Origin of the sequence: Agromyces sp. H17E-10, assembly GCF_022919715.1 — a bacterium.
In the GTDB taxonomy this organism is placed as follows: Bacteria; Actinomycetota; Actinomycetes; order Actinomycetales; family Microbacteriaceae; genus Agromyces.
Genome location: NZ_CP095042.1, coordinates 2693739 through 2710391, shown reverse-complemented (window position 1 = coordinate 2710391; position 16653 = coordinate 2693739). Strand labels below are relative to the sequence as shown.

At 66.3% G+C, this 16653-nt stretch carries 6 protein-coding genes; 5 read left to right on the top strand and 1 reads right to left on the bottom strand.

The features are described from left to right. Positions 1-5: 5 nt before the first annotated feature. Positions 6-2303 (bottom strand): UvrD-helicase domain-containing protein, encoded by a 2298-nt coding sequence (locus tag MUN74_RS12220; protein ID WP_244852505.1) that lies wholly within the window; start codon positions 2301-2303, stop codon positions 6-8. A 95-nt stretch (positions 2304-2398) separates the two neighbouring features. Between MUN74_RS12220 and MUN74_RS12215 the strand changes: the two genes are divergently transcribed. The 5 genes from MUN74_RS12215 (at position 2399) to drmB (ending at position 16652) form a co-directional block, all read left to right on the top strand. Further along, on the top strand, positions 2399-3574 hold the full coding sequence (locus tag MUN74_RS12215) for a DNA cytosine methyltransferase (protein ID WP_244852503.1): 1176 nt from the start codon (positions 2399-2401) through the stop codon (positions 3572-3574). Positions 3575-3636: 62 nt separating this feature from the next. Next, positions 3637-6837 (top strand): DISARM system SNF2-like helicase DrmD, encoded by a 3201-nt coding sequence (drmD, locus tag MUN74_RS12210; protein ID WP_244852501.1) that lies wholly within the window; start codon positions 3637-3639, stop codon positions 6835-6837. Next, on the top strand, positions 6827-10876 hold the full coding sequence (locus tag MUN74_RS12205; protein ID WP_244852499.1) for a DNA methyltransferase: 4050 nt from the start codon (positions 6827-6829) through the stop codon (positions 10874-10876). Before drmD ends, MUN74_RS12205 begins: the two co-directional genes overlap by 11 nt. After that, entirely contained in the window at positions 10876-14568 is a 3693-nt protein-coding gene (gene drmA, locus MUN74_RS12200) for a DISARM system helicase DrmA (RefSeq protein ID WP_244852497.1), read from the top strand. The genes MUN74_RS12205 and drmA overlap by 1 nt, the downstream gene beginning before the upstream one ends. After that, positions 14565-16652 (top strand): DUF1998 domain-containing protein, encoded by a 2088-nt coding sequence (drmB, locus tag MUN74_RS12195; protein WP_244852495.1) that lies wholly within the window; start codon positions 14565-14567, stop codon positions 16650-16652. The genes drmA and drmB overlap by 4 nt, the downstream gene beginning before the upstream one ends. Position 16653 lies beyond the last annotated feature (1 nt).

Genomic DNA, 16653 nt, shown 5'->3' with positions numbered 1-16653 from the left:
CAACATCATGTCGCGGGACGCGCGACCCCGCGAGGCGATCCTGAGCCGCTGAGCGGGGAATGCGACGGCGCGTCGGCCCGCGGCGACGATCCGATGAGCGGTGACGGGGCACCCTGCCACGCCACGACGAGTGCGTCCCGCGCTCGGCTGGCGGCGACATACAGGAGTGAACGCTCGCGCAGCATCGCATCATCGCGCTCCTCCGGCGCGGCGCTGCGAATCGCGTGTACGTTCGGCACGACGCCGTCGGAGATGTCGTAGAGCACGACGCGACTGAACTCCATGCCCTTCGCCGTGTGCATGGTGAGAGCGACGGGCTTGTCTCCGCCGGACTGCTGCGCTGTGATCACGTCGACGTGAACCGACCGAGCGTTGAGCGCATCGCGCGCCGCGGTCGCGTCACGCCGGGTCCGAGCGAGAATGGCCACTGTCGACGGCTCGATGCCCTCCTCGAGCCACTCGCGTACGAGATCTCCGATGCGCTCGTCCATCTCGTCCGTGTTCGCTGCGGTGATCGACATGGGTAGCGGCCCACGGCGTGCCGATCGATACCCGCTGACACCCTCCCCCTCGTTCGAGCTGTCGAGGTACTCCGCACCCGCGAGCACTCCGAGTGCGTACCGCAGGTTCTCCTCGGTCGTGCGGTAGTTGAGCGTGAGCCGCCGCGACCGTCCGACGATCCGGATTCCGTAGCGGGCGAGCACGACGTGCTGCCCGTAGATTCGCTGATGCGTGTCCTCTGCGACGAAGAGGTCGTCGGCGCCCGGCCTGGCGAGAGCCCGCAGGAACTGCCATTGCGACGGGTTGAGATCCTGGCCCTCGTCGACGAGGACGTGATCTGCGAGCACTCCGGCCGCGTCTCCATGGAGGTCGAGCCAGGCGGCGGCGATCGACGATTGTTCAGCCCAGCCGATCGTTCCTGATGCACGCGAGTTCGAACGGTACTGCTCGATCACCCGCCAGACCTCTGTGCGCTTCTTCCTATCCAAGGCGACGACCCGGCCCGGGCGACGGATGGCGAAGTACTCCTCAACCGTCGTCACCCGAGCCGGCAGCACGACCTGCAAGTACTCGCCTTCGAAGAACGAGGCATGCCGCAACTGATCGGTCAGGTCGGGGTCGACGGTCGAGATCGCCTCCGACCACCCGTCGTTGTTCGAGATCACATGCGTAATGGCTGCAGGAGCCTCGCCGAACACGGCGGCAGCCGCAGCCGCGAAGCCTTTCCCGGCCTTGAGCCGGACCGCTGTCGCCAGCTGATCGACCCCGCGCACCAGGATTCCGTGGTCCCCCAGAGCTCCCGCAGCTGGCAGAGATTCGTCGAGGCGATCGAGGTCGCGCTTGAGGTTCTCAGCGAGCGCGCGAGTGAAGGTCGTGAGCACGATCTTGGCGGCCGGGTTCGCCTCGGCGAGGTGGCGGGCGCGGTGCAGAAGCACCACAGTCTTTCCGGTGCCGGCACCACCAGTGAGGCGGAACGGACCGTTCCAGCTGCCGCTCGCGTAACGCTGCTGTTCCGGGTGCAGGAAGACGCGCCACGCGCCGAAGTCGCCTCCGTCGATGATGCGGCGAAGTTCGTCGTCGTTCTCCACGAACGTGAACTGCATCTTGGATGCCGGGTGCTCGAGCGCCCGCAGAATCCGTTCATCTTCGGTCTCCGGTATGTCGACCGTGGCCGGCTCTTCGGCGAGGCCGAGATCCAGCCGGATCTTCGCGAGCGAGTCGCCGACGGCGAGGCCGAGCGCGGCCGTCTGCTGCCACGCGTTCTCGAAGCCATCTGCGACCGCGAGCACCTCGTCTTCGCTCGTGGCGTCGAGCAGCAGCAGGGCGGATGCCTCGTCGAAGCCGAGTTCATCCACGAGGTTCGCCCGCGTGTAGTTGAACTGCGTCTCGAGGTACGACGAATCTTTCGGCAGAGCCCGCTCATCGCTCCTGCCTGCAGCCGCATGGGCGGCCGCCGTCGTGTCGGGCATCGACGCTGCGATGAGCTCGGCGACCCCGTTGATCGGGTTGTACTTGAGCACACGCGTTCGGGCGTACTCGCTGCCCTCGTCGTGCTCGAATGTGCCGACGTAGACGTAGGTGCGGTCCTTCTCGCTCGTTTCGAGCCGGTAGAGCACCGCGCGAAGCCCGCGATCGACGCGGCCTGTGCGAGCTCTCGGATCAGCCGGGTTCTGCATCTTCTCGATATGCAGACCGGGAGCCGTATCGTCCTCGCGCAGCTTCTCGAGGAACGAGTAGATCTTCGCCTTGACCATCTTGTCGTGGTCGGGCCCCTTGAGGTTCGTCCAGACGACGTTGGGCATGGTGAATCCGCTTCCGTATCGAGTGCGAGTTGTCGTCATCGTATCGACGCGACCCGTTCTCTCCGCGCAGGCTCCGATCAGTAGTGTTGACTCACATGACGACGGTGGCCTCTCGGCATCCATTGCGAGCGCGCGAACGTCCGGATTTCAGTGCCGGCTCGGAAAAGATCCGCCTGGTCGATTTGTTCGCGGGCTGCGGCGGACTCACGCTCGGTATCGCCCAGGCTCTCCAGATTCATGAGCAAGCCCTCGAAGTTGCACTCGCCGTCGATTTCGAGTCGCTCGCGACCGAGGTGTACTCGGCGAACTTCGTCGAGGCGGAACGCGTGGAGGCCGAATCGATCGAAACGTACTTCGATGGAACGCTCGGTGAGCCGCTCACACTTGCTGAACGTCGACTGAAGGGCGAACTCGGCGACATCACCGCGCTCGTCGGCGGTCCGCCCTGCCAAGGGCACAGCAACCTCAACAACCACACGCGACGAGTCGATGCGAAGAATGCGCTCTACCTTCGAATGGTGCGCGCCGCAGAGGTCCTCGACCCGAGCGTCATCATCATCGAGAACGTCCCGGCTGTGCTTCGCGACCGGCATGACGGCGAGGGCGTAGTGGCCCGCGCGGAGCGGCACCTGAAGAGCCTCGAGTACCAGGTCGAGCACCAGGTCGTCGGGGTCGACTCACTGGGCGTCGCTCAGACGCGCAGGCGCCATATCCTGCTCGCGACCAAGCGGGGAGAAATCCCGCCAGAAGATCTCTTCGCGAACATCTCCGCCAACCCGATCGAACACGATCTCGAGTGGGCGATCGGCGATCTTGTGGGAGTCGAATCCGACTCCCTGATCGACCGTGCTCCTCAGGCCAAGGCCGACAACCTGACGCGCATGCAGTGGCTGCTCGACAACGACGAATACGACCTCCCGAATCGCCTTCGGCCCACCTGTCACCAGGACTCCCATTCGTACAAATCGATGTACGGCCGCCTTAAATGGACAGAGCCCGCGCAGACGATCACCAGCGGCTTCGGCAGTATCGGACAGGGCCGCTACATGCATCCCGACCTCCCCCGCGCCCTGACCGCGCACGAGGCCGCACGCATTCAAGGCTTTCCCGACTACTTCGACTTCTCGGCATGCCCGACCCGGTCGGCTCTCGCGACCATGATCGGCAACGCGGTACCCCCACAACTGGGGTCAGCGATCTTCGAGGAGATCCTGAAGTTCCGCGCGATCACTGGGCAGACGGGCGAATCGCCGAACGCGCTGCCGGCTTGAAGCCGACGCCGATCCCGGCATACTGAAAGGCTCTGCTGGCATCCGGAGGAAGGACGATCGGTTTGACCGTCATCGATGAAGAGACGCGAATCACTTCGCTCGAGGTGCCGGAAATCGGCAACCTCGTCAACGTGCGCGGTGCGCGCTGGTCGGTCACCGATGTCTCGGCGCAGTCGCTCCCCCGCAGCAGCGCCGACGACGGCCGAGCAGAGCTGCAGCACGCGATCACGCTGCAGTCCGTCGAAGAGGAGCACTACGGCCACGAGCTCACGGTGATCTGGGAGCTCGAGCCCGGCCGCAGCGTCGTGCGCGAGCAGGGCCTCCCCGAGACCATCCGTCCCGATCGGTTCGACGACCCGAAGACGTTCGCCGCGTACGTCGATGCGCTCCGCTGGGGTGCGCTGACGAGCGCCGACCCGAGAACGCTCCAGGCTCCTTTCCGTTCCAGCGCATCGGTCGAGGCGTACCAGCTCGAGCCCCTCCGGCGCGCAATCGACGCCCCGCGCGCGAACATGCTGCTCGCCGACGACGTCGGCCTCGGCAAGACGATCGAGGCGGGCCTGGTGATCCAGGAGCTCCTGCTCCGCCATCGCGCCCGCTCGGTGATCGTCGTCTGCCCGGCGGGTCTCGTCATCAAATGGCAGGAGGAACTGCGCGACAAGTTCGGCCTGCACTTCGAGATCGTCAACTCAGACACGATGAAGAGCTTCCGCCGCACGTTCGGCGTGCACGCGAACCCCTTCAAGGTCTACCCGCGAGTCATCGTGTCGATGTCGTGGCTGCCGTCGCCCCGCGCCGAACGCATGCTCGAAGAGGTCTACGCGAGCGTGAAGGACAACAAGACGGCCGACCGCCGTGCGTTCGACATCCTGGTCGTCGACGAGGCCCACCACGTCGCACCGGCGACGCCGAGCCGCGGAACGAACGGCGACAAGGCCCGCTATGCCGTCGACAGCCAGCGCACGATCGCCGTTCGCCGACTCGCCGAGCTCTGCGAGCATCGCCTCTTCCTCAGCGCGACTCCGCACAACGGCTACACCGAGTCGTTCACGGCGCTGCTCGAGATGATCGACCCGCAGCGGTTCGCCCGTGGCGCCGACCTCGATGAGGAAGCATTGAAGCAGGTGGCTGTACGCCGCCTCAAGCGCGATCTGCCCGACGAAGGCTTCATGCTCCGCGAGGTGAAGCAACTCGTGTTCGATCCCACCGATGACGAGGCCGACGCCTACGACACGCTGATCGCGTTCACCAGACGCCGGAATCAGGCGGTGAAGCAGGAGCGCGGCAAGCGCGCCTCCGACCTTGCGACCCTGATCCTCAAGAAGCGCTTCTTCTCATCGCCGGTCGCCTTCGCGAGCACCGCCGAGGCGTACCTGGCTGCGAGAGGCGACGATGACCTGCAGCTTCCGGATTACGACGACATCCTCGGCGACGAGGCGGCCGATGAGGAGGAGGGCCGCCTCGAGCAGCCCGAGCTCGAGGCCCTGCGCACCGCGAAACGGGCACAAGTCGCGCTCACGGAGCAGGACAAGACCGATCTCGAGCAACTGATCGCCTGGGGCAACCGATACGAGGGGCGTCCCGACACCAAGCTCGAGGCGCTGCTCGCGCTCATCGACGGCGAGCTGATCGTGCCCGGATTCGGCTGGGGCGATGAGCGCATCGTGATCTTCACCGAGTACGTGTCGACGCTCGAGTGGCTGCGGGATGTGCTCGAGTCGCGGGGCCTCGGAGGCGATCGGCTCGCCATTATCGACGGCTCGACGGATGCCGAGACCCGCGAGGAGATCCGTGCCCGCTTCACGGCGTCACCGAGGAACGAGCCGATACGCATTCTGCTCGCGACGGATGCCGCGGGCGAGGGCATCGACCTGCAGAATCACTGCCACCGGCTCGTGAGCTTCGATATCCCGTTCAACCCGAACCGGCTGGAGCAACGCATCGGCCGCATCGACCGGTTCGGCCAGACCGAAACACCGCTCGTGTGGCACCCGCGCGCCGCGAAGTCGAACGACCGCCCGTATGCGAAAGACACCGAGTTGCTCGCCCGGTTGGCGAGCAAGATCGCCAACGCAGACCACGACGGTGTGCACGCGAACGAGATCATCGCGCCCGACCTGCAGCGCGAACTCGGTTTCGGCGAGGGTCCGGCGCGCAAGGTGAAGACGGATGCTGGAGAGCAGGTTATCAACCGCGTGCTGAACGCCGAGCAGAAGCAACGCGCCGATCTGACGCGCTTGGCCGAGCGGCTGGAGGGTTCGCGCGACCGCATGCACCTGCACGAGGACAACCTGCTGCGAGTGTTCGAGGAGGGCCTGCGCGTCTCCGGCCAACCGGCCTTGATCGAGCTGTTCGACAAGTACGAAACTCGACTCTTCGAGGTTCCCTCGGGTCTTTCGAAGACGTGGGTTCCCGCCCTCGCCGGCCTCGATACCCGCCTCGCCCCGGGCGTCCTCCGCCCGATCACCTTCGACGAGGAGCGCGCGAAGCACCAGACCGACGTCGTCTACGCGCACCTCGGCCACCCGCTCATCCAGCGCGCTGCTCGTGAACTCCGCGGCCAGGTGTGGACGCGCACCGACCAGGTACGCGGCGTCAGCGCCGTCGTCGTCGACGGCCTCGACCAGTCGTTCGCTGCCGGCGTCGCACGGCTCGTTCTCGTCGGCGAAGGCGGTGTGCGGCTGCACGAGGAGGTCTTCCTCGCGGGTACTCGTTTCAATCAGCGACGGGAACTCGGCATCGAGAAGGCCGAAGACCTCCTTGTGACCACGCTCGACGGCTCCCGAATCTCGATGCCTGGGCCCGGTGCACTCGCTCGAATCGTCTCGCATTGGAACTCGGATGCGTCGCACTCCGATGGCATGCGAGCCCGCGTTGCCGACGCCATCGCACGGCGTGCGGAACGGCGACGCCTCGAGGTCGAGGCGAGTCTGCAGGGTCGCCGCGAGTCCGACCTCGCCGCGGTCGATCAGATCTTCGATCGCTTCCGGAGCACGCTCGAAGGTACCCTCGCAACGGCTGACGAAGCCCGTCGTGCCGGCGAGGAGATGCTGTTCCAGCTGGCGGAGGAGAGACAGCAACGCGAGCAGGACCTCGCCCGCGTGCGCACACGCCTCTCGTTGCTCGACGAGGAGCAGCGCGTCGAGCGCGAATCGGTCGAGCGCCGTTACCGCGACGTGCAGGCCCACACCTTCGTCGCGGCGCTCGTGTTCGCCCTCACCCCCGAAGACGTCGAGAAACTGGAGACCTCCGGTGGCCGCTAGACCGTTCCGCAAGAGCCGCACCCCTGAATGGGAATGGCTGTCGATCATCGATGCCGACGGTCCCTTCCTTTCGCGGACGGCGTTGAAGTCGTTCTACCCGCAGGGGTTGCCGAAGGCGGATGCCTCGGTCGACGACGTGAATGCGACCTTCGTCGACGAGTTCGCGCGCTGGTCGACGGCGTGGTCGTCGAGCGCCGAAGAGTACGCGGAGAGCCGCGATCGCTGGGTCGAGGCGGTGCTGCGCACCCTGCTCGACTGGTCGGATGACCTCCAGCTCTCGCCGACGGGCATCGAAGCGAAGTCGCCGAACGGGGCCGTGATGGTGACTCCGTTCGCGGCCCTCGACGGCGGCGACGGCGACGCCCCCGCAGCCCTCGTCACGGTCGTCGACCGGACCGAGAACCTCCGCTCGGTCGGTGCCGACGGGTGGTCGGCGAACGCGATCGACCGCATGGCGGTTCTTCTCCGCGAGACCGGCACGACGATCGGCATCGTCACCGATGGTCGCTGGTGGGCGCTCGTCTCGGCGGCGAAGGATGTCACTACTGCGAGCGGCGTCTGGGACGCCCTCCTCTGGCGGGAGGAACGCCCGAGCCGCGACGCGTTCCTCTCCCTCGCGAGCTTCGCGTCGATCGCCGGCGGCCAGCCCGAGAAGCGTCTCCCGCTCCTCTTCGCCGAGAGCGTTGCCAGCGCCGAGCAGATCACCGAGGCGCTCGGCGACCAGGTTCGCCGCGCGGTCGAGCTCGTGCTGCAGTCGATGTCCGACACGCACCTGCGCGCGATCGCCCACGGCGACTCATCGCCGCTACCGGAAGACCCGAAACTGGTCTACGAGGGCGCCGTCACGATGCTCATGCGCATCGTCTTCCTGCTCTTCGCCGAGGAGCGAGGGCTCCTGCCCGAGCACGACCTCTACCGGTCGTCGTATGCGATCGCGGGCCTTCGCGAGCAGCTCCAGCGCGCGGCGACGGCGACGTCGGATGAGGCCCTCGACCACTCGTGGGAGGCGTGGCACCGCCTGCTCGCCGCGAGCAATGCGGTGTTCAACGGCGTCTCGTACCCCGACGCGCGGATGCCCGCCTACGGCGGCTCGCTCTTCGACCCAGGTCGCTTCCCGTGGCTGCAGGCGACGGATGCGCAGGGCCGCCTGCAGGTGCGCCTCACCGACCGAGCGATGCTCGCAGTACTCCGCGCCGTGCAGACCATCGAAGACGGGGCCATGCAGCTCTCGTTCCGCGACCTCGACGTCGAGCAGATCGGGTACGTCTACGAGGGCCTGCTCGGGTACTCGGCCGAGTACGTGGCCGAGGTGATCGTCGGTCTGCACGGCAAGGCGGGCTTCGAGCCCGAGATCCCGCTCCGCGAACTCGAACAACTCGCAACGGATGCCTCGTCGCCGAAGGACTTCGGTGAAAAGCTCGTCGCGCATCTCAAGAAGACGCAGGAGCACGCGAAGTCCCGCACCGCGGGTCAGATCGCGAAAGCCTACGGCACGGTCGATGCGGATGCCGCGGCCGACGCCCGCACGCGGCTGCGGCACGCCCTGCTCGGCGACGACGAACTCGCCGCGCGACTCGAGCCGTTCCACGCGCTCATCCGCGACGACCTGCGCGGTTTCCCCTACGTGGTGCCCGCTGGCGGCCTCGTCATGACCGAGTCGTCGCAGCGCGCGAACACCGGCACGCACTACACGCCCCGTTCCCTTGCGGAAGAAGTCGTGCTGCACGCCCTCGAGCCGCTCGTCTATTCGCCGGGTCCGCTCGATGTCGAAGATTCGACGCATTGGAAGCTGCGCTCGTCGGCCGAGATCCTCGATCTCAAGGTCGCCGATATCGCCGCCGGATCCGGTGCATTCCTCGTCGCGGCCGCGCGGTACCTCGCCGATCGGCTCATCGAGGCACGCGAACTCGAAGGCGTGCCGATCGGCGGCGACGACCCGAAACGGTTCGCAGTTCGCGAGATCGTCGCCCGCTGCCTCTACGGCGCCGATATCAACGGCATGGCGGTCGAGATGTGCAAACTCTCGCTCTGGCTCATCTCGATGGACCCGGGCAAGCCGTTCTCGTTCGTCGACGACCGCGTGTTCCACGGCAACTCGCTGCTCGGCGTGACGACCGAAGCGCAGCTGAAGGCACAGCACATCTACCCGAAGGATTCGGTGAAGCGCCAGCTCGCCGCGTTCGACGTCGACAAGGACCTCGAGGATGCCGCGCGGCTCCGCCGCGAACTCGCCTCCGGGCAGGTCGACGACGCCGACCGCATGCGCTCGACCCGCGCGAAACGCGCCCTGCTCGAGCAATCGAAGCACGTCACAGCGAAGCTCCGCGATGTCGCCGACGGCATCATCGCCGCGGGCCTGCTCGAGGGCGGGAAGCCCGGTCGCAAGCTCGAGGAGCGTTACGACGAGCTCGCGGAGGCGCTCCGCGATGCGTACCCGGTCGATGGCTCGGCAGGTGAGCGGCGGCGGCTCGACGCGATCATCGATGCCGGACTCACGCCGACCGTCGACACCGGCGAAGCGCGCTGGAAGCCGCTGCACTGGATCCTCGAAGCACCCGATGTGGTTCACGACCACGGCGGATTCGATGCGATCATCGGGAATCCGCCGTTCCTTGGCAGCCAGAAGCTTGTGGGGGCCATTGGTGCAAGCGCACGATCATTGCTGGTCGAGGTGGTTGCAGACGGGCAGCCGGGTACCGCGGACCTTGTCGCATACTTCGTGTTGCGCAGCCACGCTCTCATGCGCGCGTCGGAGGCAACATTCGGCCTCATCGCAACTAACACCGTGGCTCAGGGCGTGACCCGCGAAGTTGGTCTCGACCAGCTAGTAGGTGTTTCGGTCACCGTATTCCGGGCTGTGAGGAGCGCGAAATGGCCTTCTCGAAACGCCAACTTGGAGTTTGCGGCCATCTGGGCGACGAACTCGGATCTCTCCGCCGAGGTTCGCGTCATCGCAGATGGAGTACCTGTCTCGAAAGTATCCTCGATGCTTGAACCGCAGGGTCGCGGTAACGGCATACCCTTTGAGCTTCGGGAGAATGCAGGCGTCGCGTTCCAGGGATCAAGTCCTCTTGGCACCGGATTCGCAATGACCAGTGATGAGGCACAGGCACTCATCCAAGAGGACCCGGGCTCCGAAAGGGTCATCCGCCCATACCTAAGTGGTGAAGACCTCGTCTCAAGACCTTCAAACGACGCCAGCCGAATGATTATCGACTTCTTCGACAGTAGCGAGTCTCGCGCCCGCATGTTTCCTGCTGCGTTCGGCAGAGTCGAAGAGCTCGTTCTGCCCGAACGACGGCGAACGCGACCAGACGGTACTTTCGTCCTTCGCACCCCTCTCCCGGATCGTTGGTGGCAGTATGCGGAGAGACGTCCCGGCCTCTACCGTGCAATCGCCGATACGGCCCAGGTCATCGCCATTCCGCGCGTAAGCAAGGTCGTCCTCCCTTCGCTCTGCGTATCGACGCAGGTCTTCAGCGAACAGGTCGTCGTTTTGGCACTGAACGATGGAGCTGATCTCGCGTTCCTATCGTCCGCTGCACATTTGCTTTGGTCCTTCACGTACAGCTCGACGCTTGAGAGTCGAGTTCGTTACTCCCCGCAATCAGTCTTCGGAACGTTGCCGCGCCCAACGAATAGTGAACGCATGCGGGGGCTCGGCGAGCAGCTCGACGGCGATCGACGCGAGATCATGTTGCGCCGTCAGCTCGGGCTTACAGCGCTGTACAACCTCGTGAACTCCCCCGATGTCCAAGGGGATGCCGATGTCGACCTCATCCGGTCGATCCACATGCAGATCGACGAAGCGGTGATGGAGGCCTACGGCTGGACCGACATCCCGCTCGACCACGGTTTCCACACCTACCGGCAGATGGAGCGGTGGACGGTGAGCCCGGCGGCCCGCGTCGAGATCCTCGATCGGCTGCTCGAGGAGAACCACCGGCGCGCGGCGATCGAGGCGCCGCAGAACCCGAAGAAGGCGAAGCGCGGCAAGAGCCTCGAGGAATCCGAGAAGCCCGAAGGAGCGATGTTCTGATGGCCGAGGCATCCACGATCACGTCGGCACAGGTGCGCGGCGAGCTGCTCGATCTGCTCGGTCGTGACCTGGTCGGCCCGTGGGACGGCCCGAACGAGGAGATCGTCGGCACGCCACGTGCCCGCTACCTCTCCGGAGCGCTCGCGCCGATCTCGCTCCTTGAGGGCGCCGCGTCGAGCGCGGCCAGCTCGATGCCGAAGCCGACCTCGCTCGACGACGTCCGTAACGACGAAACCCTCGCGGTCTCAGATCTCTCCGACGCCCATGAGGTGCAGGGCGTGCCGGTCGACGAAGACGAATCGGTCGGCGAAGCCTCCCCCAGCGAACCCGACGAGGACCGCGGGCCGGAGTCCAAGATCATCGCGCCGTCTTCGATGGGTCTGCGCTTCCAGGTCGCAGCCGACACGACCTCGCTGCGGTTCACTGCACGTTGGGGCCGATACGCCTCGCGCCGTGAAACCGACCCCGACACCGGCAAGATCCAGACCTACTACGACCGCACACCGTTCGACGTACCTGTCGAGATCGATCTCGCAGCCGTTCCGAGCGATGAATCCACGCGGCGGGATCTCGGCGACGACGTCGCAATCTCAGTCGAGGTATTCGACCACGAAGGCAGCCGCGTCGTCGAGGCGGCACTTCTGAACACGGCAGTTACCGGGCGCGAGCTGCCACCGAAGCTCTGGCTGTTCCAGGCCGAGCTCGAGGTCACCTCGCTCGACGGCTCATCAGCGGTATTCCTGCCGACTCGCGACGCGATCGAGCACGACCGCAAGTCTCGCGACCCCGAGGTAAGACGACTCGACCTGCTCTACCGCGACCGGCTCGAATTCGCCGTCGGCCGCACCGCGTCGGCGACCTGGGACGTCGCCCTCGACGATGCGCGGCGCGCGATTGCCGTGCGCACCACCTGGCTTCCGACCGCTGAGGTGCCGCAGACTCGCGCTCCCGAGGTCGAGGGCGCGGTGCTGAGCATGCGTGCGCTCATGGAGGCCTCCGCAGGGGAGCTCGTCGCCGGCTTGCAGCCGATCGTCGATGCGTATTCCGCTTGGCTCGACAAGGAGGAGGTGAAGAACGCGCACCTTCCTGCACACCTGCGCACCGAGGGCGAGATCGGCGTCGCGGACGGACGAGCCGCATTGAAGCGCCTCGGCGAGGGGCTCAACCTGCTCACGGAGAGCGAGGAGGCGCGCAAGGCCTTCTGGTTCATGAACCGCACGATGCGCGACCAGCGACTGCGGTCGCAGGTCGCCGCGCTTCGCATCGAGCAGCCCACGCTGAAGATCGCCGAAGCCGTCGACAAGATCAACGCAAAGGGCGACAAAGCCGCGTCATGGCGCGCGTTCCAGCTCGCGTTCATCCTCATGCAACTCCCGTCGGTCGTCGACCCGACGCACAAGCGGCGGTCCTCCGACTTCCCGCGCGCCGAACTGCTGTTCTTCCCGACCGGTGGTGGCAAGACCGAGGCCTACCTCGGGCTGGCGGCGTTCACGTTCGGCATCCGCCGGCTGCAGGGCTCGGTGCAGACCCCGGAGGGGATGCTCGACGGAGGCGATGGCGTCGCCGTACTCATGCGCTACACGCTTCGACTGCTCACCTCGCAGCAGTTCATCCGTGCGACCACGCTGCTCTGCGCAGCTGAACTCGTGCGTCGCGAAGACCCGGCGACCTGGGGTTCGGTGCCGTTCCGTATCGGGCTCTGGGTCGGGTCGAGCGTCAGCCCGAAACGTTTCTCCGAGGCAGCCGAGCAGGTGAAGGATGTCCGCGAGAGCGAGGGCAACTCGGCGTACGGCCTGTCGGTGCTGCAGTTCGATCACTGCCCGTGGTGCGGTACCGCGATCAACGGCAAGAGCAACGTCGAAGCGGACGACGTCGAGAAGCGCATCCGCGTGTACTGCGGCGACAAACGTTCAGGTTGTCCGTTCGCCGCCGGTGGCTCGGCGGTCGAGGGCTTGCCCGTGCTCACAGTCGATGACGAGATCTACCGGCATCCGCCGACGTTCCTGCTCGCCACCGTCGACAAGTTCGCGCGACTCGCTCGCGAGGGCGAGGCCGCGAGCCTGTTCGGGTACGTCGCGAAGAAGTGCCCACGGCACGGGTACAAGCACGCCGACACCGACGCGAGCGTCTGCGGCGCCGAGCATCACAACGCGTCGAAGAAGAACGGGCGAACGTACCCGCCCACACAGGTGACGACCGTCGGCCGGCTCCGACCACCGGACCTGATCATCCAAGACGAGCTCCACCTCATCACCGGCGCACTCGGCACAGCGGTCGGGCTCTTCGAGGGCGCGATCGACGTGCTCTCGAGCTGGGAGCTCGGCGATGAGGCATCCACGAAGCCCGTGAAACCGCTCGTCATCGCTTCGACCGCCACCGTGCGCAAGGCCGGCGATCAGGTGCAGAAGCTCTACGCCCGCGACGTCGAGGTCTTCCCGCCGCAGGTGCTCGCGGTCAGCGACACCTTCTTCTCGAAGGAGGTGCCGCTCGAGGACGAGCCGGGTCGGCTGTACCTCGGCGTCTGCCTGCACGGTGCGCGGCTCACCCTCGCCGAGATCCGTCTCAGCGAGATCCTGCTGCTCGCCGGGCAGAAGCTGCTCGACGCGCACGGCGCCGCAGCCGAGCCGTACCTCACGCTCGTGGATTACTTCTCAGCGACGCGCGAGCTCGCCGGCATGCGACGGTATCTCGAGGACGATGTTACGACGCGCGTGAGCAACCCCGACAAGAACAGCGGGTACCTGCGGCGTCGAACTCCGCTGAAGATCGGCGAACTCACCTCGCGCATCTCGTCGTCGGAGATCGGGCGCACGCTCACGCATCTCGCGTCACCGTTCGATCCCTCGCTCGATTCGACGCTCGGCCGTGCCGAGATCGCTGCGAAGCTCAAGGCCGGCCAAAAGCTGCCGGACCGCGACCTTCCATTCGACGTCGTGCTCGCGACTTCGATGCTCCAGGTGGGCGTCGACGTACCGCGCCTCGGGCTTATGCTCATCGTCGGACAGCCGAAGAACACCGCCGAATACATCCAGGCGTCGTCGCGCGTCGGCCGCGAGGCATCCAAGCCCGGGCTCGTCGTGACGCTCGCGAACCGATCGCGCCCGCGCGACATGGCGCACTACGAGCAGTTCGAGCACTACCACAACACCTTCTACGCGAACGTGGAGGCACTGTCGGTGACTCCGTTCTCGGAGGCCTCCCTCGAGCGCGGACTCACCGGACTCATCGTGTCGGCCGCACGGGTGATGGATGCCGCGACGACGATCGCCTCGCTCTCGCCCGACGCGACAACAGGAGCCGGCCGCATCGTTCAGCGGCGGTCGGCGGTCGATGAACTGGTGGGGAAGATCGTCGCCCGAGTCGCACAAGCGGGCGATGATCACGCCGCCGACCTCGCCATGAGCAAGCTCGTGCTGCGCCTCGACGAATGGACCGAGCGGTCCGATGCGCAGAGCGGAGCGCTCACGTACGCGCGGAAGACCCTGCCGAAGCAGCACGTCGTTCCGCTGCTCGTGAGTCCCGAGGATTCGATCGGAGAAGAGGGTGATCGCCTCTTCCAGGTCGCGAACTCGATGCGCGAGGTGCAGCCCGAGATCGATCTACTGGTCTCGCCCTTCCCGGGCAAGCTCGCCGAAACCCTCGGCGGCAACGCACCGAAGTGGACGTTCACCACGAAGAAGGATGCGAAATGAGCGACGAAATCGAAACCATGGTTACCGCTCAGAACGACGATGCGGCCGCTGAGAGCGTCGGCATCCCCGGCGATGTCGCCGACCCGTTCGCCGACGGGCCGCAGAAGGGGAAGAATCGCGCCCGCGTCGGTTCCATCCGCCCGAACGCCATGCTCTACACGTCGGGCATCGGATCGTCGGTCGACTTGCCGCACCTCTCGGTGATGCCGCAGGGTATCGATTCGTGGGATACCGCGTATGCCCGCATGGGCGGCGACCCGACGCTCGTTCTCGTGCCGCGGCTCATCGAGGCAGTGCGGCGCCAGCTCGGGACCCAAATCGGGGAGCTAAGGCAGCCACCGTGGCTGCCCGATGAACTCGGCGGCGACACGACGCCGATCGGTATTCCGACGCGAGTGTTCCCGCAGTGGCTCCGATGCACCGGATGCGACCTGCTCGCGCCCGTGTCGGCGAACGTCTTCGAGTTCGAGAACACCCGCAAGCATCGGCCGGACATGGCGCGGTTCGTGCACCGCAAATGCAGGGGACGATTCAAGGGCGACGGGCGCGATCGCGTCGCCGTGCCGGCGCGCTATCTCATCGCCTGCACGAACGGGCACCTCGACGAGTTCCCCTACAACGATTGGGTGCACGGCGCCGACGGCAACCGCAAGGAATGCGTCGCCAATCCTCAGCTCAGAATGCGCGAGTGGCGCTCGAACTTGGGACCGCAGGTCTCCATCGTCTGCGTCCAATGCGACTCGTCGCGCAACATCGCCGAGATCACGAGAGCCGGTGGCGAGGCATCCCTGCCGAAGTGCCGCGGCCGCCACCCGCACCTGCCGACGTTCGCGCCGGCCGATAAGCCGTGCGACGGCGAGGTCAGACTGATGCTGCTGGGAGCAGCCAACCAGTGGTTCCCTGCGACGATCAGTGTGCTCGTACTGCCGTCGCGCAAAGAGCCGAAGCCTGCCGACACCGTCGACGAGGTGCTGGGACTGCCACCCGCGCAAGTCGCGAAGCTGACCTCGCTCGCCTCAGTAGTCGGCTGGCGCCAGTTCGCGCCCGAGCACATGGTGGAGAAGTTCGCCGGCATCTCCGATGAGGACCTCTGGCAGGCGATCCAGGTCGCGAAGGGCGACCTTCCGCCGCTCGCGCCCGCTGCTGCAGGGCCGGTCGGGTACGACCCGAATCATCTGCTCGTGCCCGAGTGGGCGACGCTCACCCATCCCGACGAGTTCCTCGCAGAAGACCGGCGCAACGGGTTCAAGGTGCACCCGGTGGCTGTGGCCTCGTCGCTCGGCTCCGCCGTGCAGGAGGTCATCGCCGTCGACCGTATTCGCAAGGCCAACGCCTTCATCGGGTTCACGCGCATCGACGCCCTCGACCGCGTCGGCGACGACGCAGCTCGCGTGGTGCCAATCGCGATCTCGGGGAGGCCGAAATGGGTGCCGGCGACGGAGGATCGCGGCGAAGGAATGTTCATCCGATTCTCCGAGCCGGTGATCGCCGCTTGGGAGGCGTCGGTGCTCGAGAGCCGAGTATGGGAGGATCACGTCGCGGCGCATGAACGCAACCTCGCCCGGCGGCAGAGTCGCACCGCCGCCGAGCTCGACGCCGACGAGCGGATGCCGCCGCCCCGCTACTGGGCGCTGCACACACTCTCGCACCTGCTCATCCGAGAGATGGCGATGTCGAGCGGGTACGGTTCGGCTTCGCTCTCGGAGCGAATCTACGCGTGGCGGGAAGAGGACGACCGCGCGCCGGCGGCAGGCATCCTGATCACGACCACGTCACCAGACAGCGAAGGGACGCTCGGCGGGCTCGTCGACCTCGCGCGAACCGAACGGCTCGAAGAGGTCATGCTCGAGGCACTGCATCGTGCGGAGCGCTGCTCGTCGGACCCGATCTGCGCGCACCGCGTGCCGAAGGATCAGGAGGACTTCCTCCACGGCGCCGCGTGCCATTTCTGCGCCTTCCTCTCGGAGACGTCGTGCGAACGAGCGAACAGGTTCCTCGATCGTCGCTTCGTGCTCGACCTGCACGAGGGGTCGCATGGACTCGCACCGTTGCTTGTGGGCGTCAAGGCAGGAGTAGTGAGCTGAG

Coding starts and splice junctions, on each gene's coding strand:
- MUN74_RS12220 (WP_244852505.1), bottom strand. CDS start 2,303: ATGCCCAACGTCGTCTGGACGAACCTCAAGGGGCCCGACCACGACAAG.
- MUN74_RS12215 (WP_244852503.1), top strand. CDS start 2,399: ATGACGACGGTGGCCTCTCGGCATCCATTGCGAGCGCGCGAACGTCCG.
- drmA (WP_244852497.1), top strand. CDS start 10,876: ATGGCCGAGGCATCCACGATCACGTCGGCACAGGTGCGCGGCGAGCTG.
- drmB (WP_244852495.1), top strand. CDS start 14,565: ATGAGCGACGAAATCGAAACCATGGTTACCGCTCAGAACGACGATGCG.